Raw genomic sequence first — 26,595 nt, forward strand, 5'->3', positions numbered from 1 at the left:
TTCTTCGACAGTAGCTAAATACAACAAAATTACTCTATCCAATTTTAGTAAATTACTTCACAACTAACTCAAGAACATTACATGTTTGACATTTCTGTATTAAAAGAAATGAAGCTTCCTGAGCTTCAAGAAATTGCAAAAGCAAAAAAAATTAAATATGCCGGCGTCAAGAAAGAAACTCTGGTTTATCAGATTCTTGACTTCCAAGCCGCCAATCCAGAAACAGGAGTTTCGGAGCCAAAATCTATAGCGACAGAAGAGGCACCAAAGCAGAAACGAGCTAGAGTTCAAAATGAAAAATCTCCAGCCATTACTGCAGATCGATCTGAACGTGGTAATGAAACGGTTGAAGACAGTGCCAAAGTAACTACTGAAACTGCTGAAATGCTTCCCGTGATAAAGGAAAAAATTGGAAAACTTATTAAATTTAAGAAAGCAATCCAAGCAGATCCCATTAGAGAGAATCAAACTGAGCGAACCCAGATTACTTCTGAAGTGCAAGGTAAAAAGAGTGATAGCAACGCTCCAGACTCAGTTTCTCAAGAAGCTCCGCAGCAAGAACAAAGAGAAAAACCTCAGCATCAGCATCCGCAGCACAAAGCAAGTCAAAAAGATGCTATTCGTCCGAATGATAAGGCAAATCAAAACAATCCGAATTTCAAAGGCAAAAAGAACAATTATAAAGATGCTGATTTTGAATTTGACGGAATAATAGAAAGCGAAGGAGTTTTAGAAATGATGGCTGATGGCTATGGTTTCTTGAGATCTTCAGATTACAATTATCTTGCCTCGCCAGATGATATTTACCTTTCAACCTCACAAATTAGACTTTTTGGACTTAAAACCGGAGACACTGTAAAAGGTGTGGTAAGACCTCCAAAAGAAGGAGAGAAATTCTTTCCTCTTGTAAAAGTTCTAAAAATCAACGGACACGATCCACAAGTTGTTCGCGATCGTGTTTCTTTTGAGCACCTAACACCAATTTTTCCATCTGAGAAATTCAACCTTGCCGAAAGACAAAGTACCATTTCAACAAGAATTATCGATTTGTTCTCGCCAATTGGGAAGGGACAAAGAGGAATGATTGTGGCGCAGCCAAAAACGGGTAAAACGATGTTGCTAAAGGATATTGCCAATGCAATTGCGGCAAATCACCCTGAAGTTTACTTGATTGTTTTGCTTATTGACGAGCGTCCGGAAGAGGTTACCGATATGCAGCGAAATGTTCGTGGAGAAGTAATTGCTTCAACATTTGACCGAGAGCCGCAAGAGCACGTAAAAATTGCCAATATTGTTCTTGAAAAAGCCAAGAGATTGGTAGAATGCGGTCACGATGTAGTGATTTTACTAGATTCTATTACGCGTCTTGCTCGTGCATACAACACAGTCCAGCCCGCTTCTGGAAAGGTTTTGAGTGGTGGTGTGGATGCAAATGCGCTACAAAAACCTAAGAGATTCTTTGGAGCTGCTCGTAATGTTGAAAACGGCGGATCGCTTAGTATTATCGCGACGGCGCTTACCGAAACTGGTTCAAAAATGGACGAAGTTATCTTCGAAGAGTTTAAAGGTACGGGTAATATGGAGCTTCAATTGGATCGAAAAATTGCCAATCGTCGTATTTTCCCAGCAATCGATCTTACATCTTCAAGCACGCGTCGTGACGATCTTTTGCTTGATGCGCAGACAATTCAGCGTATGTGGATTATGAGAAAATACCTTTCAGATATGAATCCTGTAGAGGCGATGGACTTTATTAATGACCGTTTTAAAAAGACAAAAAACAATGCAGAGTTTCTGATTTCGATGAATGATTAAACTTTTAAATATATTTATAAAAAGCCACTAATTTCTAGTGGCTTTTTTGTTGGTGCATTTTTTGGCTTTCGCCGAAAGAATTTATGTAGACGAATTATTTTTAAATTTTGCATTTATCGTATTCTGTCAAGTGAAGCGTTCGAATTTGATTTCTGTCGAAGTAGTATCGCAGATTGAAATTATAGTGATTTTTAGAACTTCCAAGACTGCGGGCACGGATTGCAAATCCGCACTATCGGGTTTTTTGCTTTCAGTTGAATTACTGCTGCTAAATATCATTTATAATTAAGTTTAATGTGGATAGTTTGCGGGCACGGATTATAAATCCGCGCTATCGGGTATCGGGTTTTATGTTGGTGTATTTTTTTGGCTTTCGCGGAAAGAATTTATGTAGATGAATTATTTTTAAATTTTGCATTTATCCTATTCTGTCAAGTGAAGCGTTGGAATTTGGTTTCTGTCGAAGTAGTAACGCAGATTGAAATTATAGTGATTTTTAGAATTTCTAAGACTGCGGACACGGATTGCAAATCCGCGCTATCGAGGTATTGCTGCTAAATATCATTTATAATTAAGTTCAATTTACATAGTTTGCGGGCACGGATTATAAATCCGCGCTATCGCGAGCATTGCTGTTAAATTTCATTCATAACTAAGTTTTATGTGGTTAGTTTGCGGGGGACGGATTATAAATCCGCTCTATTTCAAGGAAGATTCAACTATTGTTTTATAGGGAATGCTGCGACCTCTGGAAAGTCGAAATTTTCTTCGTTAAATGAACGTTTGCGAGAAGGATGGTAGGGGAAATCCTTTTCTGGGAAGTCCCGCGGAGCGAGGACTTGCCAGAAAAGATTGGGACCGGACAGCCTGACCACCGCCATACGAAATTTTGAATTTTACCGAAAATCTCCTGGCGGTGGGCTCGCCCTAAAAAAAACCCGAAGTACTTATTAAAAGTATTCGGGTTTTGGAAATATTATAAGGTCAGAATTAGTTGATTAAAACTTTTTTGGTAATCGTTTTGTTGTCAGAAGTCAACTTCAAAAAATAGAAACCACTTGGCAAATCCTGAATTGAGTAGGTATTATTTACTGATGAAGGTTTAGAAATTTTCTGCATTAACTGACCGTTGATGGTAACCAATTCGATAGTTTCTAATGGAGCTTCGGTCGTAATATTGATATTGTGATCGTAACTTGGATTTGGATATACAGACACAGATGCTAGCAAATCAAATTGGGAAACAGCCAATGCAGGCCAACGATTTTGAGCCATTGGGCCACCCCAAATCATTGTTGCCAAATATGGATTATCGATAAAAGGATTTCTATTTCCTTGCCCGTATTGATTGCTGGTATTGGACAGATAAGTATTCCTATTGTCTTCATATTGCGACACTGGATCTTCGGCATTCCACTGAAGAAGTAGGTTGATCATGCTGGCATCCAACGTATTTGAAGTTCCAACTGCCACTCCACTAGGCAGGCATTGGCTTCCATAGCGTAGATACATATACATCATCATTCGCGCGACATCGCCTTTCCACTCGTCTCCGGGATACCATAGTGATGAGACAATTTTTGAATTCCCAGATCCTGGACCGAATTTTAAATTGTCTCTTTGACCATTTCGCTGCACGTCACATGCACGCAGGTGATGCACATCAGAGTTGGCCGCGGTTGAAGAAAGATTTGGAGTTCCTAGTGATCTCGCGTAAGTATGCTCTCTATTCCACTCGCAAACTGCGCCACCACCGTCGCTATTTTTATTTCTTCTTCTATGATCGTTGTCGTCTCCTGGGGATGCCGGACACATATTAGCGCTAAAGCCATATAGGAGCAAAAGGTTTTGATTTGAAGTGTCTTCTGGATCCAAATCGGTAACCTGAATAGCTTTCTCTGCTTCGGCGTATGTTAATATATTGGTGTGAGTGGCGGTAAGTTTTGTTGCTAATGCAGCTTTTAGGCTAGTTCCAGTTTGAACAAAATTAAAACCATTATAATATGGGGCGGCAGGAGCACCATCTTGAGCAAATACTGCAGCAACCATAAAGGAAGCCCAAAGGGTAAAAGTTTTTTTCATAAATTAATTTTCTTTACGTTCCATCAATGCCATATAAAACCCATCAAAACCTGACTCAGAGGCCAAAATCTTTCTGTCTTCCACGAATTTAAATTCTTGTCCACTTTCTGTCTTTAAGAACTTTTCTATCTGTTCCTGATTTTCTGAAGGCAATATAGAGCAAGTAGCATATACCAATTTGCCACCGGGCTTGACAATTTTTGAGTAACGCTCTAAAATATCTGCCTGTACTGCACGTATATTATCTATAAATTCGGGTTGCAACTTCCACTTGGCATCAGGATTTCTTTTAAGAACTCCCAAACCACTACAAGGAGCATCAATTAAAACTCTATCAGCTCTTTCATGCAATTTTTTGATGATTTTTGTGCTGTCAATAATACGATATTCTATGTTAAAAGCACCATCTCTTTTTGCACGAAGTTTAAGTTGCTTTAATTTACTTTCGTATAAATCCATTGCGATAAGTTGGCCTTTGTTTTCCATCAATGCTGCGATATGGAGTGATTTTCCACCAGCACCTGCGCAGGTATCAACAACTCTCATCCCTGGTTTTACATCTAGAAAGGCAGCGACTAGCTGTGAATTTGCATCTTGAACTTCGAAAAATCCTTCTCTAAAAGCGTCGGTCATAAAGACATTGGCACGTTCTCTTAGCACTAAAGCATCTGGTTGATCTGGTAGCGTATCTGTATGAATGTCCAAATCCATCAGGATAGCACGAAGCTTTTCTCTTGTGCATTTGAGTGTATTTACTCTCAAAATAACTTTTGCTGGTTGATTTTGAGCTGCAATCTCTTTGGTCCACACTTCTTCACCCAATTCAGCAACGCCAACTTCGTCCATCCAATCTGGAATAGATTCGCGCATTGTTCGGATTTTTGACAGTTCGTCAAAACGTCCTTTAATTTTCCTTTCTGGAGTTCCCTCTAATTGTTTCCAATCTGGAATAGGGTAGCCTCGAAGAACTGCCCAAACGGCAAACATTCTCCAAATATTCTCTCGGTTGTATGGGGCACGTACCTCGGCAATTTCGGCGTAAAGTCGTTTCCAACGTACAACTTCGTATATAGTCTCTGCAACAAATTTTCTGTCGGAGCTTCCCCAACGTTTGTCTTTTTTAAGTGCTCGGGCAACAACCTTGTCGGCATATTCGCCTTCATTGAAAATTGCATTAAGTGAATCGATTGTTGTATAAACTAAGTTTCTGTGTAATCTCATTTTTTATTAATTGAGGGGCAAAGGTATCACATTTTTTTCAGCGAGTGGAGATTCCATTCTGCTATATGATTTACCATTTATTTTTCTAATATATTCTAGTAAGATCAATTTTCTCTGGGGCATGAAGCACCATTGGATATTTTTCAACTTTTACGGAGCTACTATCTAGACCAAATGCTTTTTCTTCTGATAAAGAGAATTTTTTTATTAAGAAATAGGTATGCATAATAACCTTTTCGTGGAAGCGTAAAAAACTATCATTAGACAAGAACTTTTCAAATAGGACAAACCTAAAATCTCCAATTACTTTATTGCGATTTAGTGATTCATATCGACTAGTAATATCGACTTCACCATTTTTCACCATATCAGTAAGAACTTCTTTAAATAATAAATTAATTTTAGTTGCTTCTCTAAATCCTAAGTTAAAGTCAACTCGGTACATATCTTCGTTAACAATATTAGTTACTTTATATTCGGATTTGTAAGGTTCATTTAGGATATTTACATGGATAAACCAATAAATATCGGCTCTTTTTGGACGTTTATGTAGAATTGAAAGCATTACCTTTTCTTCAACTTCATCTGTGCGACTTGCACTTGTCATATATACAAGGTGGGTTGCATATTTAGGAATAGCTAAATCCATTGTTAAGGCTGCAAGTACTTGTTTGTAATCTTCTACTTTGACAAAATTGGTGTAGTTTTTACTAATTTTTTTAGCTTCAAACCAGATAAACATTATTCCAATTAAAATTGCAGCAATAAATATTGTTACGTAACCTCCGTGAGAGAATTTGGTAAGGTTGGCCCAAAGGAAACTAAATTCGATAGTAAGATATACAAATATTAAGGGAACGATAAAAAACATCGACACCCTTTTTACAATTAAGTAATAATTTAGCAAAATCGTCGTCATTACCATGCATAGTACGATGGCTAGACCGTAGGCAGCTTCCATATTACTAGATTCTTCAAAATGTAAAACAACCATAATACAGCCAGCAAAAAGAAGCCAGTTAATAGAAGGAATGTACAACTGACCCTTTAGCTCGGTGGGATATTTAATTTTTACTTTAGGCCAGAAATTTAATTTCATTGCTTCATTTATCAATGTAAATGAGCCAGATATTAATGCTTGTGAAGCTATTACTGCGGCTAATGTTGCAATTGCAATTCCGAAAGGCTTAAACCAGTCTGCCATTATCAGGTAGAACGGATTACCAAAAGAACCTCCCAGTTGACTCAATGTTTGACCTTGATGCTGCATTAAATATGCTGCTTGTCCAAAGTAATTTAGCACAAGAGCAATTTTTACAAAAATCCAGCTAATTCTGATATTTTTTCGGCCACAATGTCCCATGTCTGAGTAGAGAGCTTCTGCTCCAGTGGTACAAAGAAAAACGAATCCGAGAACGTAAAATCCCTCTGGGTGAATACTTAAAAGATGAAAAGCATAGTAAGGATTTAGTGCTTTAAGGACATAGAGATTTCCGGTTATTTGCATTACGCCAAGTACAGCAAGCATACTAAACCAGATTAGCATCATTGGCGCAAAGAATTTACCCACAAGTTTACTTCCAAATTGCTGAATTGTAAAGAGAAAAATCAAAATCGCAATTACGATAGGTACAATGGCAATATCTGGATAAAAAGTTCGAATTCCTTCGACAGCAGAGGTAATAGAAATAGGGGGTGTTATGATACCATCAGCTATAAGTGCACTACCACCAATGATGGCGGGAATCATCAACCATTTAACTTTTGTGCGTTTGACTAATGCGTATAAAGCAAAAATCCCTCCCTCGCCATGGTTATCGGCGTTGAGTGTTATGATTACATACTTAACGGTGGTTTGCAATGTTAGAGTCCAAAAAACGGCGGAAACTCCTCCAAGAACGACCATCGCATCTATAGCATGATCTCCAATAATTGCCTTCATAACGTAGAGCGGAGAAGTACCGATGTCTCCGAATATAATTCCCAAGGTTATTAGTAATCCTCCCGTGGATAACTTGCTATGAAGATTTTTGCTGTTCGACATTTAACTATTTTTACTGATATAAAAAAGAGTACAAAGCTATGCTATTTTTATATCTTATAATCAATTTGCAAATCATTATTTTAAATGCTAATACCATATAAAAAGCCTCACATATTATGAGGCTTTAATTATTTTCTCGTGATGTAAATCTATCTGTTAGAGCGAGTTGTCGTAGTTCTTTTTACGTCTGAATTTGGTTGTGAAGATCTTGCAGAATTATTTACTCCTCGTTGCTGTGAAATTTGAGTTGCCGCAGCTGATCTTGTCGAACTTGCTGAACCTCTTTGTGTAGCAGAATTAGTTGGCCTGCTGCTTGTTGCATTTTGTGATCTGTATGACGCGCTCGCAGTTGTTGCTTGCCTTCCGTTTGTAGTAGTGGTAGGTCTCGCTGTATTGTTAGAAACCGGTCTAGTACTGCTACTAGTGGCAGGTCTTGTAGTAGCATTAACTGTGTTTTTTGGTCTAATAGCATTAGAATTTAGTGGTCTAACAGAAGAATTCGATCTAGTGCCATTAGAAATTGTAGGTCTCACTACAGTGGCAGTTTTAACTTCGTCATGGTTCTTGGAAGAGGGACGTAATCCAGCTGTCGCCTGTGGACTTCTTCCACTTTCTTTCTGAATTCTGTCATACTCATATCTATTAGTTTGACTTGTTCTATGTGCAAAATTGCGATTAGGGTATTTTTGCTCATAAGCATTGTTTCGATACTTACGATAATAATTATTTGCGTTAGGATTATAAATATTGGATGTATAATTGTAATAATTGTTGTGATTTATATGAACATATATATTTTGATAATAATGACCATATGCATAAGGATTCCACGAGGTATAAAATTTCGGATAATGATTCCATCCATAATAAGAACGGTATGGACGATAATTTGAAATCCAGAAATTAGTATAAAGCGGTGGTGTAACAAAATATACAGGTTCGTAAATATAATTTGAGCCATACATGTAAGGATCACCAATTACCTGAACATGAACTTTTCTATTTTTCTTTTTGCTAATAGCTATCGTTGCAACATCTTGGTACACGTCCTGCTGTAAAACAGCTTGTAAAACAACTAAATGTGTATTGTTTTGGACCATCTCAATAACCCTGAGATAATCAACCATATTATCATTGTTTAAGTCAAGATTAGAGATTTGTAGATTAGGGTCGTTCAGTCGGTACTCAAAATCTGCAAGATCCTTTGAGTCTCCAAAAATGGAAGCAACCGCTTTTAAATCCAAGTTGTCACTGATATCAGAAGTTGCAGCATAAACAGCATTCTTACCCTGTGCAAATGCACCTACAGTGATCAGTAGTGAGAGTATGGCGATGGTAATTTTGGTTTTCATAATCTTTATTTATTAGATTCGAAAACTGAAATTCAATTACTGTGCCAAGAAATATAATTAAATTATAAGACGTTATAAATCAATAAATTACATTATAGGTCGAACTCATTCATAGGATTTTCAGGTTCTTTCTTAGGTTGTTTAACCGGAGGAGGGGAGGAAATTGTTTTGTTTTCGCTCGGTTTAACGGCAGGAGAAACAGCTTTTGTTTTAGGTAGAGCAGACACCGGCGCCGGCGCCGGAGTGGGGGTAACAGGTGTCGTGGATTGGTAGGTAGAAGATGTTGTGGCTGGCACTGTAGTTTCTGAAATAATCGAAGCTTCTTCAATAGGTAAATATAATTCGGTGACCCATTGTGTAGGACTTGAGAATTTTTCTTTTCCAATCTTGTATAGTTCCAATCGCGGTAAAGTCGCTTTCTGTGTAAGTTTATTTGTATTTAAATACTCAACAGTTTTCAGCCAAGCTTCTTCAAGATGAGTATAGTTTCCCGTTAAAGTAGTTTTTACTGCTCGAAAAGACTCGTAGTGTCCTGATGACATATCGCTTCCCTCAGAAATGAATATTTCGTTCTTTACTGGATAGCAGACGCTAAATTTTGTCGTTTTCTTTGATGCATCACTATAATGATATAAAACAAATGGTTGTCCATCTGCTACAATGCTGTTTTCTTTTGCAAATGCTTCCAATCTTGCACGCATGATGCGACTATTATTGATAATCTTAGAATCTTTACTTACAATTGTCTGCTGTATGAAGAATTTCGCAGACTTCACTACGACGCCTTCCACTTTTACTTTAAACGTTTTGAGCTCGTGCTTTAATGTTTTATCTAAACTGGCTAAACTATTTTCATAAAAGGAGCCAACAAATTTATCAGCGCTTCCGTTTCTTAGCGCTCTAAATTTACTCATGAAATTCATCTTTCCTTTTGATGTAACAGTGATTTTTGTTCCGCCAACAGTATCTTTAAAGGTCCATACAACATTTGACGCAATTCCATCGTAAAGCATCTTTTGTGTTATTGAATCTGTTCCTGATTTTGAAATGGTTTGAACTTCCCCACTACTATCTGACCCATTCCACCTAAAGATGTTATTATTTTCACCAGAATAAGTTGGAAATGTATAATCAACTTTTCCGTCTTCAAAAATCATCCACTGCGGCCAATTGCTATAATCGCTGACGTAATTATAAGCGATGGCTTCTGAAACGTTTACTAATCTAGATCGAGTCACTTCATACTCACCTTTTTGAGTGGCAATAAATACAGTTGAAGCAATAGCCACCAATAAAATCAGTAAAAAAATATATTTTAAAATCCTCATATAGGAGACGGTTTATTTTTGGGCAAAGTTAAAAATATAATCTTATTTTTTCTCAGAATTATTGCTTTTGCTGAAATGAGTATATTTGTCTTGAATTATTTTAACTTACAATCACACTTTATGAAATTACGTACAATGGCGGGGTTTATTTTAGCGATTTCAACTCTTGTATCTTGCAAGAATGAAATCATAGATAAAACAACTACCACAATCGAAAATGCAGATTTTAATACTGAAGCTGAGCAGTTTGCAGATATTAAAGTTTTACGTTACCAAATTCCAGGTTTTGAGAAGTTGACTTTAAAAGAAAAGGAACTTGTTTATTACCTTACTCAAGCGGGTACGGCTGGACGGGATATTATTTGGGATCAAAATTACAAGCACAATCTTAAAATTCGCGCTGCATTAGAAAATATACTTCAGAAATACACAGGAGATAAAGAAAGCGCAAACTATAAAGAGTTTATTATTTACCTAAAACGCGTTTGGTTTTCAAATGGAATTCACCATCACTATTCAAATGATAAAATTAAACCTGGATTTGATTTGGCGTTTTTCAATCAGTTGTTGGCTGATACTAAAACCAATTTAGATTCAGAAGTAGTGAATATACTTTTTAATGACGTTGATTCGAAAAAAGTAAATCTTGATGAAAAAAAAGGATTGGTAGAAGGATCTGCGGTCAATTTTTACGGCGATGGAATTTCAGCAGCTGATGTAGATGCATTTTACGCGGCAAAAAAACCGGCAGACAGTCATCGTCCAGTTTCGTACGGGCTTAATTCAAAACTGGTTCGCAATTCTGCCGGTGTACTGGAAGAGAAAGTCTATAAAAGCGGCGGAATGTACGGTGCTGCAATTGATAAAATGATCTATTGGTTGGAGAAAGCTCAAGGAGTTGCCGAAAATCAGAAACAAGGAGATGCAATTGCTTTACTTATTAAATATTACAAATCTGGCGACTTAAAAACATGGGACGATTACAATATTGCATGGGTAGCCGCTACCGATAGTAATATAGATTACAATCACGGCTTTATCGAAGTTTACAATGATCCGTTAGGATACAGAGGTTCATTTGAAGGTGTCGTTCAAATTAAAGATTTTGACATGAGTGCCAAGATGCAAAAGATTTCAGAAAATGCGCAATGGTTTGAAGACAATTCTCCATTGATGCCAGAACACAAAAAGAAAAATGTAGTAGGAGTTACCTATAATACTGTAATTGTTGCGGGGGAAGCTGGAGACTCCTCTCCAAGCACACCAATTGGTGTAAATCTTCCTAATGCTGACTGGATTCGAGCGGAGCACGGATCAAAGTCAATTTCTCTTGGAAATATCATCGACGCCTATAATCACGTAGGTGGAGGAGATAAATTAAGAGAGTTTGCTCATGACGCGCAAGAGGTAGAACTTCAAGAAAAATATGGTGAGCAAGCTGATAAGTTGCACACGACGCTGCACGAAGTTGTAGGTCATGCGTCTGGTCAAATAAACAAAGGTATTGGTACAACTAAGGAAACTTTAAAAAGTTATGCTTCAACGCTTGAGGAAGGTCGCGCAGATCTTGTGGGACTTTATTATTTGTACAATCCAAAAATACAGGAACTTGGTCTTGTCGATGATTGGAAAAAAACCGGTATGGCGGCGTATGATGGTTACATTAGAAATGGAATGATGACACAACTAGTACGTCTTGAAAAAGGAGCTGATATTGAAGAATCTCATATGAGAAACAGACAGTGGGTGAGCGCGTGGGTTTTTGAACAAGGTCAGAAAGAAAACATTATTGAGAAAGTTGTTCGCGATGGTAAAACTTATTTTAATATTACCAATTACGAAAAACTACATGATCTATTTGGAAAATTGCTTCGTGAGACGCAACGTATTAAATCAGAAGGAGACTACAAAGCTGCCAAGGCATTAGTAGAAAATTATGGAGTAAAAGTAGATCAGAAATTACACGCTGAGGTTCTAGAGCGAAATAAGAAATTTAATTCGGCAGCTTACAGTGGGTTTATAAATCCTCTGCTTGTTCCTGAAATGGATGCTGATGGAAAAATTATAGATATTAAAGTAACTCAGCCTAAATCATTTACAGAGCAAATGCTTTATTATTCGAAAAATTTTGGTTTCCTTCCAAAGGATAATTAAAATAGTTTATACAAAAAAACCTTCGAGCGATCGAAGGTTTTTTTTTGACTAAAAATTAAAGTATCCTTTTCCATAAAATTTAATGACAAACAAAAATGCCACAAATAGCAGAAATCCAATGAGAACCTTATAGCTACCTTTATAATATGTTTTATGAGTTGCAATATCTTTTCTGTACATGAAAATCGTAATAATAACGAAAGCTATAAAAAAAAGAACTCCAAATATGATCTGACCTTGACTAAACATTATATTTATTTTGCTGCAAAAATAGTCAATTTCAAGATGGAATAAAACAAAAAAAGAGCTTCAAACGAAGTAAACGATGAAGCTCTAAATTAAATATTTTGAGTAATTTATATTTTAACGGTCCAACCGAAAGTGTCTTCCTCTAATTTATTTTGCAAATTAGTAAGTCTAGCTTTCAATTTTTGAGCAATTGACTCTTCGGGCTTTATCAATTCATTGTAAACTTCTTGGTAAGCAAATCCTGCAATTGGACTTATTACCGCTGCAGTTCCTGTACCGAAGATCTCCGTTAAACTACCATTTTTAAAACTTTCAAGAAGTTCAGTTACGGTGATTGGACGTTCCTCTACAGTAATGCCTTCTCTTTTTGCAATGTCAATAATACTTTTTCTAGTTACTCCGTCAAGAATTCGTTCACTTACAGGAGCAGTTACAAGAATACCATTTAGTATAAAAAATACATTCATAGTACCTGATTCTTCGAGTTTTGTATGGGTTGCATCATCAGTCCAAATAATCTGATCATATCCTTTTTCTTTTGCAAGACGTGTTGGATAAAATTGAGCTGCATAATTTCCTGCTGCTTTTGCCGCACCAATTCCGCCATTTGCTGCACGTGAAAAATGCTCGGCGATCATTACTTTTACTTCTCCAGAATAATACGCACGAACAGGAGATAATATAATCATAAATCTAAAATCAGAGGATGGAGAAGCTACAATTGCCGAAGAATTTGCAATCATAAATGGTCTAATGTATAGCGAACTACCGTTACCACGTTTAACCCAAGCTTTGTCGAGATTAGTTAGTTTTTTTAAACCCTCAAGAAAAACTTCTTCTGGCACCTCTGGCATCTGCATTCTTACAGCTGACTTATTAAATCGTTTAAAATTCTCTTCTGGACGAAACAACCAAACATCATCTGCCTCATCTTTAAAGGCTTTCATACCTTCAAAAATTGCTTGACCATAATGGAATACCATTGATGATGGCTCAATTTGAAAAGGAGCATACGGTTTAATTTCAGCTTTTTGCCACTCACCATCTATATAATCACAAATCAACATATGATCAGTAAATGTTTTACCGAATTTTAGGTTTTCGAAGTCACATTGATCAATTTTTGATGTTGCGGCTTGTGTTACTGTAAAGCTTTCTGTAGAAGTCATCTTTTAAATTAAAGTTAGTAAAATAAACTAAACTAGTTTCAGAGTGCAAATTTAGTTAAAGTACTGACGATATTTTTTAAAAAATGTTTTATTAACACGCGATTCATTAGTTTCTCATAAATCAATTACTTAAGATTATTTTTAGCTTGTAAAACATTAAATAAAATGTTGAATATTCACATAACTTAGTATTTTTGTGCTCAAGCTTTAAAAACAAAAAAATGAAAAAAATTTTGCTACTTAGTATTTCTGCAATTTTATTAACATCATGTAAAAATGAGACGAAAGAATTGAAGCTGGAAGAGCCATTATATAATGAAAAAGCAGCTGATGAAGATGAAAATGAGGAAGAATTTAAATTGAAAGACACAATCTCTGAAGAAGCATTAGTAGAAGAAGTTGCAGTTGCAAGTGCAGATGAGAAAACTGCTAAGAAATTTGATAAAAAAGATTATGCCTCATTTGGTGCTACCTTTACCCCAAATACTGTTTTAAATAAAGAGCAGATGCTCGAAAAATATAAAAATTTAAAAGTTGGAGATACTATATCTGTCGCTTTTCAATCTACTATTAACGAAGTATGTAAAAAGAAGGGTTGTTGGATGGATGTTTCTTTGGGTAAAGATAAAAAGTCATTTGTAAAATTTAAAGACTATGGTTTCTTCGTTCCGCTTAATGCTGATAAGTCTGACGCCATAATTAGAGGTAAAGCCTTTATTGATGAAGTATCTGTTGCCGATTTAAAGCATTATGCAAAAGACGGCGGAAAGTCACAAGAAGAAATTGATAAAATTATAAAGTCTAAAGTTACTTACGCGTTTCAGGCTGATGGCGTTTTGATTAAAAAATAGATGACAAAGATTTTTGCACTTAGTATAGTAGCTGCTGTAATTTTTAGCTGCAACGGAAAAATTGAGAGTACAGATAAAGTTTCTGAGTTGCCTGTAATTTCTGATTCGGCAAAGGTTAAAAACTTTGAAATGTATGAGTTTTCAGAAATGGCATCGTTGATGGAAAATATGTATGCCAAAAACAAAAAACTCAAAGAAAATATAATTCAAGGGAAAGACTTGGGAGATTTTCAAGATACTTTTCTTAAAATTCATTCGGCAGCAATGACTGACGAATCTGACAATGACGCATTTTTTCAAGAACAAGCTAAAATTTTTATTGCTGCCCAGCAAATGATTTTTTTAGATAAAGAAAATGCCAAAGAACACTATAATTCGAGCATATCGGCTTGCATTAGTTGTCATCAAGAAAAATGCGGTGGGCCAATCCCCAGAATTAAAACTCTATTTATAAAATAAATTATTTTGAGACGAGAGATTATTACTACATCTGATGGTTCAAAAACAATCCACTTGCCCGATTGGGATGAATCGTATCATTCAAAACATGGTGCTGTTCAGGAAGCGTATCATGTGTTTATTAAAAATGGATTACGACTTTTCGATAATAGATCAATAAATATTTTGGAAATAGGATTTGGAACCGGCTTAAACGCCATAATTACATTAATTGAAGCCGAAAAGCAAAATCTTAAAGTTAATTATACGGGAATTGAAGCCTATCCTGTTTCTGTTGAAGAAGCGCTAGAAATGAATTATTTACAATCTTTAGACGCGATAGAGAAATTGCCGTTGTTTGAAAAAATGCATCAATTTCCATTTGCAGAGCAGTTCAAACTTTCAGATAATTTTAACTTTGAGAAGCGTAATATATTTTTTAATGAAATAGACGACATCAATTCTTTCGACCTAATTTATTTTGACGCCTTTGGTTTTCGAGTTCAGCCTGAACTATGGAGCACAGAAATTTTTGAAAAAATGTTCCATGCCCTTAAAGACAAAGGGGTCTTAGTAACATATGCTGCTAGAGGAGTAGTCAAAAGAAGTATGCAGGAAGTTGGGTTCTCGGTAGAAAAACTTGCTGGACCGCCAGGTAAGCGAGAGATGATGCGTGCTTTTAAAATGTAAAATTTTCACAATCTTATTAACAGCATTTTAGTATTTCATGTTGGTATATTAAGTATATTTGGATAACAAGTTTTAACTTAGAATATATTATCCGATTAACCACATAAACTACTATGAAAAGAACAATGTTTGATTACACAAAAACGATCCTTGAACGAGTTAGTTTTGATCCAGCACTATTCTGTAAAGAACTCGATAAAGCTTTGCAGATGCTATTGCCTTATGAAATTGAAAAATTGGGAGAATGGCTCTCAAATTTTATTACTGAGAATCCTGAACTCCGACCTTCATTACTATTAATTAGAGATTAACAAATTTTAGTAAAGACAAAAAGCCCCGAATAGCAAATGGTATTCGGGGCTTTTTTTTAGATGCGTTTTTTTTGCTTAGGGCCGATAATCTGTACATCGTGAAAAGTAATGGCGCCTTTTACAACCGATAAAATTACTTGATAAAGGGCATCAATAATGTGCATTTTCAAATGCTTCTGATGATAAATTAAACTAATTTCTCTTGCGGGTTTTGGTTCTTCAAATTGTCGTAATTTATCTTTTTCGGACGGTTGCAAATCTAATGTGTGTAGATAGGGAAGTAAGGTCATACCAAATCCTTCATTACATAATTTTATAAGAGTTTCAAAGCTACCACTTTTTATTTCGAATTTATCCCGTCGAACAGAACTAAAATTACAAAGATTCAAGACGCTTTCGCGAAAGCAATGGCCATCTTGGAGTAATAGTAAATTGTCTAAATCTAGATCTTTCACAGCCAATATTTCTTTGGTAAATAATTTATTATTCTCTGGTACGTATCCCACAAATGGTTCATAGTATAAGGGCAATTCTTTAATTTTCATTTCTTTAAGTGGAGTAGCAGCAATCGCAGCATCTAAATGGCCGTTTTTAAGATTTTCAATCAATTCTTCTGTGGTCAGTTCTTCAATAACTAGGTTAACTTTAGGATGTTTTGAGCTAAAAGTTTTGAGAAACATAGGAAGTAGAGTGGGCATTACAGTTGGAATAATTCCCAGTCGGAATTCACCACCAATAAAACCTTTAAATTGATCGACTATATCAGACATTCTATTTGATTCGTAGATGATACTTTTAGACTGCGCTATAATCTTTTCACCAACTTCTGTGAGTTGTAGAGGTTTCTTGGTTCGATCAAAAATTAAAATGCCCAATTCTTCTTCAAGTTTTTGAATTTGCATACTAAGAGTTGGCTGCGTTACAAAACAGTGTTCTGCCGCGATAGTAAAGTTGCGATGTTCGGCAATGGCAAGTACATATTGAAGTTGGGTGATTGTCATTATAAAATATTTAGTATAAAAATACCAAAACTATAAGTTTTATTTATAGAAAAATGAGAGAATTTTCATTAAATTTATAATTCTATTAATTCAAACCAATAAACAATATGAAAACTAATATTTTAGGATTAAGAGCAGAAGATTCTACGGTGATTATTGCAGATTTAAATAAATTATTATCCAATTATCAAGTGTATTATCAGAATTTACGTGGAATTCATTGGAATATCCGCGGAAAGCGCTTTTTTGAATTGCATGTTAAATTTGAAGAACTTTATAACGATTCTCAATTAAAGGTTGATGCAATTGCCGAAAGAATTTTAACTATTGGAGGAAAACCTTTGCATACTCTTGAAGATTATATTGAAAATAATACGCTTAGAGTGGGTAAAAATATTTCTCAAGACGAGAAGGCAGTTCAACTTATAGTAGATTCGCTTTCTGACTTATTGAAAATTGAGAGAGAGATCCTTAATAAAACCGATGACCTCGGTGACGAAGGAACCAATTCTATGATGAGTGACTTCATTACCGAACAAGAAAAAACAATTTGGATGATGAATGCATGGTTAGAAGAAAGTCTATAGCACATTACCGTTATCATATAAAGCCGAAAAGTAAATTTTCGGCTTTTTTTTTGCTTTATTTTCCCTTTCTAAATCAAGATTCTAACCGTTCATAAAGGTTGGTTGACAATGTATTTAAGAAATTCAGCACCTGCTATTCAGTTAATTTCTAATAAAAATTTATGCATAGCTAAAATTCCTTGCAATCAAATAGCAAATGTACTATTGTTATGGCTTATTTTTGCAAACATATTTTTCAAAACAAATCAATACATTTCTTATGGCAGATTATTATAAACAAATTCTAGAAAACAATATCCAATGGGTAAAAGAGTCACTAGATAAAGATCCTCACTATTTTCGAGCCCTAGCAACAAAGCAAACTCCGCCGCTTTTATGGATAGGTTGTTCGGATAGTCGCGTGCCTGCAAACGAAATTATAGGAGCTAGCAACGGGGAAGTATTTGTACACAGAAACATTGCCAATATGGTAATTCATACTGATATGAATATGTTGAGTGTATTAGATTATGCTGTTAATGTTTTAAAAGTAAAACATATTATTGTAGTAGGTCATTATGGTTGCGGTGGTATTAAGGCTGCAATGAATAATGATTCTATCGGAATTATTGACAATTGGATTAGACACATCAAGAATGTTTATAGATTGCACAAAGATTTATTGGACGCTATTCCCAATGAAACTGCGCGTTTTAATGCATTTGTAGAAGTTAACGTGAAGGAGCAAGTTTTTGATCTAGCGAGAACATCTATCGTTCAATCTGCTTGGAAGAGTGGGCAAGACGTAACATTGCATGGTTGGGCATATGGATTAAACTCTGGTATTGTAACAGATTTAGACGTAAACCTTACAAGTGAGAAAAACCTTGATGAGGTTTATCAATTAAAATTTTAGCTATTATTCTCAGAATTTTCATTAAATGTGGCAGGAAGTAGTTGCGGAATAAATTTGATAAGAATTGGAAGCAACAAACTTCCTCCAGGCAACAAGAAGATTGCTAGGGAAGGGATAGTTTTACAGATTTCCAAAAGCTGCTTCCGTACCTTTTTCTTCTCTTTTGTGCTTAAATCTTTGTAAACGGATTTTGTTAATAGCGCCGCCAATTCGCCACTATTCGAAATTTCTTTTGCTAGTCGACTTTTATTACGCCGAATCAATGTAATTACATTTAACGACATCTGATCGTAAAAATGTCGAACGGGATTTGAATAATTAAAGTACGGTATAGACTTCTTATTGAGTAGTATAAAACTAGAGGTTTCAGAAAGGCTATAGGAAACAAATTCATCCTCAACTTTTAGAATTTTTGCTATAGCGTACAAGAAATATTCTTCTTGACTTTCAACTATACCATCATTCCACAGTGCCATTCCGGCGAGATCGATAAAATAGTAATGCTCTAGGTCATTGGTAAAGTAATCCAACTCCATCGCATCGAGGTCACTGATTTTTGAAATATCAGAAAATTTATTGTATCGAACTGAAGCTTCAAATAGTTTGACCAACAAATCATCGTAAGGAGTTTTTTGTGGTTTTACTTTTAGCGCAAGCGTCACAATACTTACTACAACTTCCTCTGTTTTTTTAATATACTTTTGTGGTAAATTTCCTTTCTTTAAAAATTTTAGGAATGCGAGTACATCAATAAATAGGAGTGCATTTGTGATAATATGCGAAAAATTTCTACTTACAATATCTTCATTAGTCTGAACCCTTTTGTCAATAGTAGCTTCAAGGCTTGCAGTTAGCTTGGCCGAAGGCAGCATTTTTTTGAAAAAATTCTGATTCTGAGGATGCATCTCGTTGTAAAATTGAGTTACATCGGAAAGAAATAAATCTTTCGAACTTTCAATTTTAATCATTCGATGTAATTCAAACAAAACGTCTAGCAAAGCAACTTTCGAAATCTCGTCTTTAAGCCACCTATCGGTATTAATTGGTATTCCCGAAACAAACGAAATAATATGGCCATAAATAAAGCCCGTTCTCCTTGTAAGGTTATAAAAAACCTCCGAAGAAACGGGCTGTACTATATTATACTGTTGTCGAATTGAAAAATATTTTTCGACCCAACCTGTACTAGATGGATTAATCATTTACTGTTGTATGAGGCAAATTTATACGAAATTTCGAAAAATAATCCACTTTGAGAATGCTATTTTATAATTGCTGCACAGGCTGCTCTACCGCCTGCATCACCGGTTGGTTGCGTAATGAAATCATCTGCTCCTTCATGAACAATTATGGACTTACCAACGATGTTTTTATTGTCATCATCACAACCTATACACCATTCGTCAGTACTCATAGTAATACTTCCGTTTCCGGAAGCGTCAACCGTAAAATTACCTATATCACCTTTATGATATTCTGAAGCTCCCCATTTTCCATGTTTTTCGAATGTTGGATTCCAATGTCCTCCAGCAGATGTTGCATCAGCAGCTGAGCAATCTCCTTTTTCATGAATATGTATCGCATGCACTCCAGGTTTCAATCCTTTAATTTTTGCTGTAAAGGTTACTTCGCCATTGCTTTCCACAAAAGTCGCAGTACCACTGGCATTACTTCCGCTTTTAGCTTCAAGCTGCATTGTAATTTTCTGATCTGTAGAATCTGTTTTCGTTTTACATGAAGTCATTATCAACGCAACTGTAAAGCAACTTAATAGTATCTTTTTCATAGTGTTTTTATTCAAAGATAGAAAAAACAAGTGTTCACAAAAAATTCTTTGAAGTATATTTAAAATTATTCATGATTAAGTTCTAATAAGAGAATTAAACGAAGATATTTCGCTTACGCGGAAAGAATAATGTCCATATCAACACTACTGTAAAATACAGATTTACTATTTTATGTAGCTACTGATGTTTTTAAATTGTTTCTTCGTTTGAAATGTAATTAAATTTCAGTTAATTTAGAACGTTAAACTGTATATTAGAAGAGTGTCTTATTTGCTGAAAATGAACGTTTTATGAAATTTTTTAGTTAATTTTGTAAAACTAAAAGATAATTCTGTAAGAATTTACTAGGAGCATTATAATAAATTTGACCTATAACCAATTATAAACTATTAATTACTAAAAACAATTTATTATGGGAAATTTACTTTACACAATCGCCGTTATTCTGATTATTATCTGGGCATTAGGATTTTTTGGAATTCTAGGAGCTGGAATTGCAGGTAGTAGCTTAATTCACATTTTGTTAGTTATCGCAATCGTGGTAATATTACTAAGAGTTATATCAGGAAGAAAGCCTCTATAATCATGTAATTTTTAATTACGATTTAGAAAATAATAAAAAACCCGCTAATTTAGCGGGTTTTTTGCGTTTTTGATGAAGTAGCTTATTATTAAAAGCAATACTTATTTTCTTTTATAACCTGAGCAGCAATTGTTTCTCTAAGCTCTGCAACATTTGGAAGATTTTGATACTTCGTATATCTTCTCAATCCCATTAGCATCATCCTTTGCATATCTCCCTCGGCAATAGACGCTATACTTTCCTTGGTCTTAGAGGTAATAATATCAACAGCATTGTATAAATAGAGCTGGGCCATTGCAATCTGTTCTTTTATTTCATCTTTGGAACGTGATTTTGATAATTTCTCAGTTCGTAATACAACAGATTCTGCCATATAGATTTCGATCAGAATATCTGATACTGCCATTAATGTTTGTTGATGTGCTTCCAAGTCAGTTCCGTACTTCTGAACTGCACTCCCAGCCACCATCAAGAATACTTTTTTCAAATTCTCAACAATAGCTTTTTCCTCTGACATTACATCAGAATAATCTGGAGTATCGAAATCCGGAATTCCCATCAGGTCTTCTTGTACCTGCGAAGCTGGTCCTAAAAGATCTACCTGACCTTTCATAGCTTTTTTTACAAGCATTCCCACCGCAAGCATTCTATTTATCTCATTGGTACCTTCGTAAATTCTCGCAATTCTTGCATCTCTCCAAGCACTTTCCATTGGCGTGTCTTCTGAGAATCCCATTCCACCCAGAATCTGAATTCCTTCATCAGCACAATGCTGAATATCTTCTGAAACGGCAACTTTAAGTATAGAACATTCGATAGCAAATTCTTCTACACCCTTTAGCTCTGCTTCTTGGTGGGTATTTCCTTCGGCAACTCTGGCTTGTATGCGATCTTCGATAGATTTTGCCGCTCTGTAGGAAGCACTTTCACCAGCGTAACAATTAGTCGCCATCTCTGCAATTTTAGCTCTAATTGCGCCAAAGCTCGAAATTGGAACATCAAATTGGATTCTTTCGTTTGCGTACTGAACGCCATTTGAAATTACCCGTCTCTGTGCGTCCAGACAAGCGGCAGCAAGCTTAATGCGACCAACATTTAGAGCGTTCATTGCTATTTTAAAACCATTTCCTCGTTCAGAAAGCATATTTTCGACAGGAACTTTTGTTTCATTAAAAAATACTTGACGAGTAGAAGAAGCTCTAATTCCTAATTTATGTTCTTCCGGATTCATCGAAATTCCATTAGACTCATCATTTTCTACGATAAAACCCGTAATGTTTTTATCGTCGCCTATCCTGGCAAAAACAATAAATACGCTGCAAAATCCTGCATTAGAAATCCACATTTTCTGGCCTGTAATGCTGTAATATTTGCCGTCTTCAGAAAGTACCGCTTTAGTTTTCCCTGAATTAGCATCAGAGCCAGCTCCAGGTTCAGTCAAGCAATATGCGCCAAACCATTCGCCACTAGCAAGCTTAGGAACATATTTTTGTTTTTGTTCCTCTGTCCCATAAAGTGTAATTGGCATAGTACCAATACCAGTATGTGCTCCAAAAGCGGTAGAAAAAGAACCAGTAGCTCCAGAAATATAGTCGCATACAAGCATTGTAGAAACAAAGCTCATTCCTAATCCACCATATTCTGTTGGAACTGCTACTCCTAATAATCCCAAATCACCTGCTTTACGCATGCATTCTTCTGTAAGTGCATAGTCTTTGTTTTCGAATCTGTTTTTGTTTGGCCAAATTTCTTTGTCCACAAATTCTTTAACCATATCTCGCATCATTAATTGCTCTTCAGAGAAATCTTCTGGAGTAAAGACATCTGCACTATCTGTTTGTTTGACAATAAATTGTCCTCCTCTGGTAATATTATTTACTGCTTCTGCCATTTTTCTATTTTTTTTCTATTATTGATATATAGTTTGAAACTAGTTTTAAAAATTAAAACACTTCATAAATACCTGCAGCTCCCTGTCCAGTACCTACGCACATTGTAACCATTCCGTATTTATTTCCACGATGCTTCATTTCATCAAATAATTGTACTGAAAGTTTCGCTCCAGTACATCCTAATGGATGACCAAGTGCAATTGCACCACCATTAACGTTAACTATCTCTTGATTTATATCCAACTCACGCATTACCGCTAATGATTGAGAGGCAAAAGCTTCGTTAAGTTCTATTAGTTCGATGTCCTTTAATGCCATGCCTGTTTGTTTTAATACTTTAGGAATAGCCGCAACAGGACCCATTCCCATAATTCGAGGCTCGACACCTGCAGCAGAATATCCAACAAGTCTTGCAATTGGTTCAAGATTTATCTCTTTCATCATTTCTTCGGACATTACCATCACAAAAGCAGCACCATCACTCATCTGAGAGGATGTTCCTGCTGTAACCGATCCGTTTGCCGCAAATACCGGACGCAATTTTGCCAAAGCTGCCAGTGACGTATCAGCACGTGGGCCTTCGTCCTTATTTATTACGTACGATCGTGTGGCTTTCTTACCTTTTTCGTCAACATAAGTTTCATTTATGGTTATCGGAACAATCTGCTTGTCAAATTTTCCTTCAGCCTGCGCTTTCAAAGCTTTTTGGTGAGAGTGAAATGCAAATGCATCTTGATCTTCACGAGATACATTAAATTGATTGGCAACTGCTTCTGCGGTAAGACCCATTCCCCAGTAATAATCTTCGTTTCCTTCTTTTGCAACCGCATAATCAGGAGTTGCGCGGTAACCACCCATTGGAATAAAGCTCATACTTTCTGCTCCTCCAGCAATGATACAATCTGCCATTCCTGACTGAATTTTGGCTGTTGCCATTGCGATGGTTTCTAGTCCCGACGCACAATATCTATTTACTGTAACTCCAGGGACGTCTTCTATTTTTAATCCCATTAGCGAAATTAATCGCGCCATATTTAGACCTTGTTCCGCCTCAGGCATCGCATTCCCGACCATAACATCGTCAATGCGCTTTTTGTCGAAATCAGGCAGTTCATTCATTATATACTCAATGGTTTCTGCCGCCAATTCATCAGGTCTTTTAAATCTAAAAACTCCCTTTGGCGCTTTTCCTACTGCGGTTCTGTATGCTTTAACTATATAGGCTGTTTTCATTTTTTTAAAGTATTAAGATGGAAGTATTAAGTATTAAGGCTTAAAATAATATTAAACTAAAGTATTACGACAAGTATAATAAGAAAGACTTCAATTAATTTGTATTTGTTTTTAAAGTTTTTTGCAAAGAGAAGTTCATATTTGACACTTCAACTAGTTGAGTAATTATTGAATGTACTGCATTTTCGCTTATGAGTTTTAATCTTTTTGCCAATAGTAACTGAGTTATTAATTCGAAAGTCGAGCCGTTAGCGATTCCTAAAAATTGCACAAATTCTTTATTGTGATTTCGACCGGCTCCTTCTGCTATATTGGAAGGTATCGAAACTGCACATTTCTTAATTTGATGAATCAAATTGAATTTTTCGTCGTTTGGTAACAATGTTGAAATCTCATAAACGCTAGCTGCAATGTCCATTGATTTTTGCCAAATTTTTAATTTTTCAAAACTGTGCATAATTTTAATTTAAACTATTATTTACCCCAACATCTTAATTCTTAATACTCAAATCTTAATATTAGTTTCTCAACGGCTTCCCTGTTTTCAACATGTGCTGTATACGCTCCAGTGTTTTCTTTTCTGTAGTCAAAGAAAGAAACGCTTCGCGCTCCAGATCCAGTAGATACTGCTCTGTTACCAGAGTTGGCTCAGACAAATCTCCACCAGCCATCACGTAGGCAAGTTTGTTTGCGATTTTCTTATCATGCTCAGAAATGTAATTTCCAACCTGCATACTATCCGTACCTACTAAGAACATTCCCAAAGCTTGTTTACCTAAAACTCTAACATCCTTACGGCGAATTGGTTGTGTGTAACCAGCTTCTGCCATAATGAGGGCGTGCTTTTTAGCTTCAGCAATTTGTCTGTCCTTATTAACAACTACGATATCTTTTCCGTGTTGCAAAATTCCTGTATCAAAAGCTTCGTAAGCAGAAGTAGATACTTTTGCCATGGCTACTGTTAAGAAATACTCTTGTAAAATATTTAATTCGACATCATTTTTCTTTATCATATCCGAAGCTCTTAAAGCCATTTCTTTTGATCCTCCACCGCCTGGAATCACTCCAACTCCAAATTCGACAAGACCAATATAGGTTTCGGCAGCAGCTACAACTTTATCGGCATGCATACTCATTTCACAACCACCCCCAAGAGTCATTCCGTGAGGAGCTACCACGACTGGAATTCCAGAATATCGAACCCTCATCATTGTATCTTGAAACATTTTGATTGCCATATTTAGCTCGTCATAATCTTGCTCTACAGCCATCATAAAGATCATTCCAATATTGGCTCCTACAGAAAAATTAGCTGCTTGATTTCCAATCACTAGTCCGCTGTATTCTTTTTCGGCAAGATCAATCGCTTTATTTATTGCTTGCAAAACGTCGCCGCCAATTGTATTCATCTTCGACTGAAATTCTAAATTCAGAATTCCATCGCCAAGGTCTTCAATGATGGCACCGCTATTACTCCAAACTTTTTTGCTTTCGCGAATATTATTTAAAATAATAAATGAATCTTGCCCAGGCACTTTCTTCTGAGTTTTTGATTCAATATCATAATAGTAGGTTGCACCTTCTTTTACAGTATAGAAAGTTTTATTACCACTTTCTAACATATCCAAAACCCATTGAGCGGGCTTCTGATTAGTATCTTTCATCAACTCAATTCCTTTCTCAACACCTACCGCATCCCAAATTTCAAACGGACCATTTTCCCAGCCAAAACCGGCCTTCATAGCATCGTCAATTTTGTATAATTCGTCGGTGATTTCTGGAACTCTATTCGAAACATACGCGAAAAGACCTGAAAAGCTTTTTCTATAAAATTCTCCAGCCTTATCGGTCCCTTTTATCAAGACTTTAAAGCGATCAATCGGTTTATCAATCGTTTTAGTCAGTTCAAGAGTGGCAAAATTTGCTTTCTTTGCGTCTCTATATTCTAAAGTATTAAGATCTAAAGTGCGAATCTCTTTTCCTTCTTTTTTATAAAATCCTTGCCCTGATTTGCTTCCAAGCCATTTGTTTTCTAACATCGAATTTACAAAGGGAGGGAGTAGAAATAAATCATGCGCTTCATCCTCGTTTGCATTTTCGTATATTCCGTTTGCTACGTGGGCCAAAGTATCAAGACCTACTACATCTACAGTTCTAAAAGTGGCAGATTTAGGTCGACCAATCACTGGACCGGTTAATTTATCAACTTCTTCAACTGTTAGATCCATTTCTTTCACCAGATGGAATAAACTCTGAATACCGTAGATTCCAATTCTATTTCCGATAAATGCTGGAGTGTCTTTGGCTACGACCGAAGTTTTTCCTAAAAACTGTTCTCCATAATTACTTAAGAAATCCACCACTTCTGGCAGCGTTTCTGGTCCTGGAATAATTTCGAAAAGTTTCAAGTAACGTGCAGGATTAAAGAAGTGGGTTCCACAGAAGTGCTTTTGGAAGTCTTCACTTCTTCCTTCACTCATAAAATGAATCGGAATTCCTGATGTATTTGAAGTAATTAAGGTACCTGGTTTTCTAAACTTTTCAATTTCCGTAAAAACTTGTTGTTTAATGTCGAGTCGCTCCACAACGACTTCAATAATCCAATCAACATCTGAGATTTTTTTTAAATCATCCGTTGTATTTCCGGTAGTAATTCTTTGCGCAAATTTTTGATGATATATAGGAGATGGATTTGATTTTAAGGCTGTTGCCAAATGTTCATTTACAACTCGATTGCGAACTGCTTTTGATTCCATCGTTAGCCCTTTCTTTTGTTCAGCTTCTGTAAGTTCTCTAGGGAGAATATCAAGCAGAAGTACATCAAGTCCAATATTTGCAAAGTGACATGCAATACCAGATCCCATAATTCCTGATCCAATAACTGCAACTTTTTTTATAATTCGTTTCATTCTT

The 26,595-nt window shown here is 35.9% G+C and carries 22 protein-coding genes; 9 read left to right on the top strand and 13 right to left on the bottom strand.

The genetic code is table 11. From position 1 onward, the window contains the following. Positions 1 to 81: 81 nt before the first annotated feature. Positions 82 to 1,815: a transcription termination factor Rho gene (gene rho / locus SBO79_RS08675; protein ID WP_318640024.1), complete on the top strand. Its 1,734-nt coding sequence runs from the start codon at positions 82 to 84 to the stop codon at positions 1,813 to 1,815. A 990-nt stretch (positions 1,816 to 2,805) separates the two neighbouring features. On the opposite strand, the gene SBO79_RS08680 is transcribed toward rho, so the two are convergent. The 5 genes from SBO79_RS08680 to SBO79_RS08700 all read right to left on the bottom strand — a co-directional run bounded on the left by SBO79_RS08680 (position 2,806) and on the right by SBO79_RS08700 (position 9,842). Next, positions 2,806 to 3,897, bottom strand: coding sequence for an endonuclease (locus SBO79_RS08680; RefSeq protein ID WP_318640025.1), 1,092 nt, complete (start codon positions 3,895 to 3,897; stop codon positions 2,806 to 2,808). A 3-nt stretch (positions 3,898 to 3,900) separates the two neighbouring features. After that, positions 3,901 to 5,118, bottom strand: a complete 1,218-nt coding sequence (locus SBO79_RS08685) for an RsmB/NOP family class I SAM-dependent RNA methyltransferase (RefSeq protein ID WP_318640026.1) — start codon at positions 5,116 to 5,118, stop codon at positions 3,901 to 3,903. A gap of 85 nt (positions 5,119 to 5,203) precedes the next feature. After that, a complete protein-coding gene (locus SBO79_RS08690) occupies positions 5,204 to 7,162 on the bottom strand; it encodes a KUP/HAK/KT family potassium transporter (protein ID WP_318640027.1) in 1,959 nt (652 codons plus the stop codon). Positions 7,163 to 7,311: 149 nt separating this feature from the next. Further along, positions 7,312 to 8,514, bottom strand: a complete 1,203-nt coding sequence (locus SBO79_RS08695) for a dermokine domain-containing protein (RefSeq protein WP_318640028.1) — start codon at positions 8,512 to 8,514, stop codon at positions 7,312 to 7,314. Positions 8,515 to 8,606: 92 nt separating this feature from the next. Continuing rightward, entirely contained in the window at positions 8,607 to 9,842 is a 1,236-nt protein-coding gene (locus SBO79_RS08700; protein WP_318640029.1) for a GyrI-like domain-containing protein, read from the bottom strand. Between the two features lie 120 nt (positions 9,843 to 9,962). Here SBO79_RS08700 and SBO79_RS08705 point away from each other — a divergent pair, with 120 nt between their 5' ends. Further along, a complete protein-coding gene (locus tag SBO79_RS08705; RefSeq protein ID WP_318640030.1) occupies positions 9,963 to 11,996 on the top strand; it encodes a dipeptidyl-peptidase 3 family protein in 2,034 nt (677 codons plus the stop codon). A gap of 356 nt (positions 11,997 to 12,352) precedes the next feature. Here the strand turns inward: SBO79_RS08705 and SBO79_RS08715 are convergent, their stop codons facing one another. Beyond that, a complete protein-coding gene (locus SBO79_RS08715; RefSeq protein WP_318640032.1) occupies positions 12,353 to 13,414 on the bottom strand; it encodes a branched-chain amino acid aminotransferase in 1,062 nt (353 codons plus the stop codon). Positions 13,415 to 13,635: 221 nt separating this feature from the next. On the opposite strand from SBO79_RS08715, the gene SBO79_RS08720 reads away from it, so the two are divergent. From SBO79_RS08720 to SBO79_RS08735, 4 genes are all read left to right on the top strand, one after another. Beyond that, positions 13,636 to 14,265, top strand: coding sequence for a DUF4920 domain-containing protein (locus tag SBO79_RS08720; protein WP_318640033.1), 630 nt, complete (start codon positions 13,636 to 13,638; stop codon positions 14,263 to 14,265). Further along, entirely contained in the window at positions 14,266 to 14,724 is a 459-nt protein-coding gene (locus tag SBO79_RS08725) for a hypothetical protein (protein WP_318640034.1), read from the top strand. A 6-nt stretch (positions 14,725 to 14,730) separates the two neighbouring features. After that, a complete protein-coding gene (gene mnmD, locus SBO79_RS08730; RefSeq protein WP_318640035.1) occupies positions 14,731 to 15,393 on the top strand; it encodes a tRNA (5-methylaminomethyl-2-thiouridine)(34)-methyltransferase MnmC2 in 663 nt (220 codons plus the stop codon). Between the two features lie 113 nt (positions 15,394 to 15,506). Beyond that, positions 15,507 to 15,704 (top strand): hypothetical protein, encoded by a 198-nt coding sequence (locus SBO79_RS08735; RefSeq protein ID WP_318640036.1) that lies wholly within the window; start codon positions 15,507 to 15,509, stop codon positions 15,702 to 15,704. 56 nt (positions 15,705 to 15,760) lie between these two features. On the opposite strand, the gene SBO79_RS08740 is transcribed toward SBO79_RS08735, so the two are convergent. Then, positions 15,761 to 16,705: a LysR family transcriptional regulator gene (locus tag SBO79_RS08740; protein ID WP_318640037.1), complete on the bottom strand. Its 945-nt coding sequence runs from the start codon at positions 16,703 to 16,705 to the stop codon at positions 15,761 to 15,763. A 107-nt stretch (positions 16,706 to 16,812) separates the two neighbouring features. Between SBO79_RS08740 and SBO79_RS08745 the strand changes: the two genes are divergently transcribed. Both SBO79_RS08745 and can read left to right on the top strand, forming a co-directional pair. After that, positions 16,813 to 17,292: a Dps family protein gene (locus SBO79_RS08745; RefSeq protein ID WP_318640038.1), complete on the top strand. Its 480-nt coding sequence runs from the start codon at positions 16,813 to 16,815 to the stop codon at positions 17,290 to 17,292. 259 nt (positions 17,293 to 17,551) lie between these two features. After that, the gene (gene can / locus SBO79_RS08750) at positions 17,552 to 18,187 is read left to right on the top strand and encodes a carbonate dehydratase (RefSeq protein ID WP_318640039.1); all 636 of its coding nucleotides are present in this window, start codon (positions 17,552 to 17,554) and stop codon (positions 18,185 to 18,187) included. On the opposite strand, the gene SBO79_RS08755 is transcribed toward can, so the two are convergent. Next, positions 18,184 to 19,389 (bottom strand): LETM1-related biofilm-associated protein, encoded by a 1,206-nt coding sequence (locus tag SBO79_RS08755; protein WP_318640040.1) that lies wholly within the window; start codon positions 19,387 to 19,389, stop codon positions 18,184 to 18,186. The two genes, can and SBO79_RS08755, sit on opposite strands and share 4 nt — an antisense overlap. Positions 19,390 to 19,448: 59 nt before the next feature. Continuing rightward, positions 19,449 to 19,973, bottom strand: coding sequence for a superoxide dismutase family protein (locus SBO79_RS08760; RefSeq protein WP_318640041.1), 525 nt, complete (start codon positions 19,971 to 19,973; stop codon positions 19,449 to 19,451). A gap of 413 nt (positions 19,974 to 20,386) precedes the next feature. Here SBO79_RS08760 and SBO79_RS08765 point away from each other — a divergent pair, with 413 nt between their 5' ends. Continuing rightward, a complete protein-coding gene (locus SBO79_RS08765) occupies positions 20,387 to 20,557 on the top strand; it encodes a lmo0937 family membrane protein (RefSeq protein WP_318640042.1) in 171 nt (56 codons plus the stop codon). Positions 20,558 to 20,645: 88 nt separating this feature from the next. Here the strand turns inward: SBO79_RS08765 and SBO79_RS08770 are convergent, their stop codons facing one another. The 4 genes from SBO79_RS08770 to SBO79_RS08785 form a co-directional block, all read right to left on the bottom strand. Continuing rightward, complete coding sequence (locus SBO79_RS08770; RefSeq protein WP_318640043.1) at positions 20,646 to 22,448, bottom strand: acyl-CoA dehydrogenase FadE; 1,803 nt, start codon at positions 22,446 to 22,448, stop codon at positions 20,646 to 20,648. Between the two features lie 52 nt (positions 22,449 to 22,500). Beyond that, positions 22,501 to 23,682 carry an acetyl-CoA C-acyltransferase gene (locus tag SBO79_RS08775; RefSeq protein WP_318640044.1) on the bottom strand — a complete coding sequence of 394 codons (1,182 nt, stop codon included), beginning with the start codon at positions 23,680 to 23,682 and terminating at the stop codon, positions 22,501 to 22,503. Positions 23,683 to 23,776: 94 nt separating this feature from the next. Then, positions 23,777 to 24,139 carry a four helix bundle protein gene (locus SBO79_RS08780; protein WP_318640045.1) on the bottom strand — a complete coding sequence of 121 codons (363 nt, stop codon included), beginning with the start codon at positions 24,137 to 24,139 and terminating at the stop codon, positions 23,777 to 23,779. Positions 24,140 to 24,200: 61 nt separating this feature from the next. Next, the gene (locus tag SBO79_RS08785; RefSeq protein ID WP_318640046.1) at positions 24,201 to 26,591 is read right to left on the bottom strand and encodes a 3-hydroxyacyl-CoA dehydrogenase/enoyl-CoA hydratase family protein; all 2,391 of its coding nucleotides are present in this window, start codon (positions 26,589 to 26,591) and stop codon (positions 24,201 to 24,203) included. Positions 26,592 to 26,595 lie beyond the last annotated feature (4 nt).

This window comes from Flavobacterium ardleyense, assembly GCF_033547075.1.
Classification (GTDB): Bacteria; Bacteroidota; Bacteroidia; order Flavobacteriales; family Flavobacteriaceae; genus Flavobacterium; species Flavobacterium ardleyense_A.

Coding starts and splice junctions, on each gene's coding strand:
- rho (WP_318640024.1), top strand. CDS start 82: ATGTTTGACATTTCTGTATTAAAAGAAATGAAGCTTCCTGAGCTTCAA.
- SBO79_RS08680 (WP_318640025.1), bottom strand. CDS start 3,897: ATGAAAAAAACTTTTACCCTTTGGGCTTCCTTTATGGTTGCTGCAGTA.
- SBO79_RS08685 (WP_318640026.1), bottom strand. CDS start 5,118: ATGAGATTACACAGAAACTTAGTTTATACAACAATCGATTCACTTAAT.
- SBO79_RS08690 (WP_318640027.1), bottom strand. CDS start 7,162: ATGTCGAACAGCAAAAATCTTCATAGCAAGTTATCCACGGGAGGATTA.
- SBO79_RS08695 (WP_318640028.1), bottom strand. CDS start 8,514: ATGAAAACCAAAATTACCATCGCCATACTCTCACTACTGATCACTGTA.
- SBO79_RS08700 (WP_318640029.1), bottom strand. CDS start 9,842: ATGAGGATTTTAAAATATATTTTTTTACTGATTTTATTGGTGGCTATT.
- SBO79_RS08705 (WP_318640030.1), top strand. CDS start 9,963: ATGAAATTACGTACAATGGCGGGGTTTATTTTAGCGATTTCAACTCTT.
- SBO79_RS08715 (WP_318640032.1), bottom strand. CDS start 13,414: ATGACTTCTACAGAAAGCTTTACAGTAACACAAGCCGCAACATCAAAA.
- SBO79_RS08720 (WP_318640033.1), top strand. CDS start 13,636: ATGAAAAAAATTTTGCTACTTAGTATTTCTGCAATTTTATTAACATCA.
- SBO79_RS08725 (WP_318640034.1), top strand. CDS start 14,266: ATGACAAAGATTTTTGCACTTAGTATAGTAGCTGCTGTAATTTTTAGC.
- SBO79_RS08735 (WP_318640036.1), top strand. CDS start 15,507: ATGAAAAGAACAATGTTTGATTACACAAAAACGATCCTTGAACGAGTT.
- SBO79_RS08740 (WP_318640037.1), bottom strand. CDS start 16,705: ATGACAATCACCCAACTTCAATATGTACTTGCCATTGCCGAACATCGC.
- SBO79_RS08745 (WP_318640038.1), top strand. CDS start 16,813: ATGAAAACTAATATTTTAGGATTAAGAGCAGAAGATTCTACGGTGATT.
- can (WP_318640039.1), top strand. CDS start 17,552: ATGGCAGATTATTATAAACAAATTCTAGAAAACAATATCCAATGGGTA.
- SBO79_RS08755 (WP_318640040.1), bottom strand. CDS start 19,389: ATGATTAATCCATCTAGTACAGGTTGGGTCGAAAAATATTTTTCAATT.
- SBO79_RS08760 (WP_318640041.1), bottom strand. CDS start 19,973: ATGAAAAAGATACTATTAAGTTGCTTTACAGTTGCGTTGATAATGACT.
- SBO79_RS08765 (WP_318640042.1), top strand. CDS start 20,387: ATGGGAAATTTACTTTACACAATCGCCGTTATTCTGATTATTATCTGG.
- SBO79_RS08770 (WP_318640043.1), bottom strand. CDS start 22,448: ATGGCAGAAGCAGTAAATAATATTACCAGAGGAGGACAATTTATTGTC.
- SBO79_RS08775 (WP_318640044.1), bottom strand. CDS start 23,682: ATGAAAACAGCCTATATAGTTAAAGCATACAGAACCGCAGTAGGAAAA.
- SBO79_RS08780 (WP_318640045.1), bottom strand. CDS start 24,139: ATGCACAGTTTTGAAAAATTAAAAATTTGGCAAAAATCAATGGACATT.
- SBO79_RS08785 (WP_318640046.1), bottom strand. CDS start 26,591: ATGAAACGAATTATAAAAAAAGTTGCAGTTATTGGATCAGGAATTATG.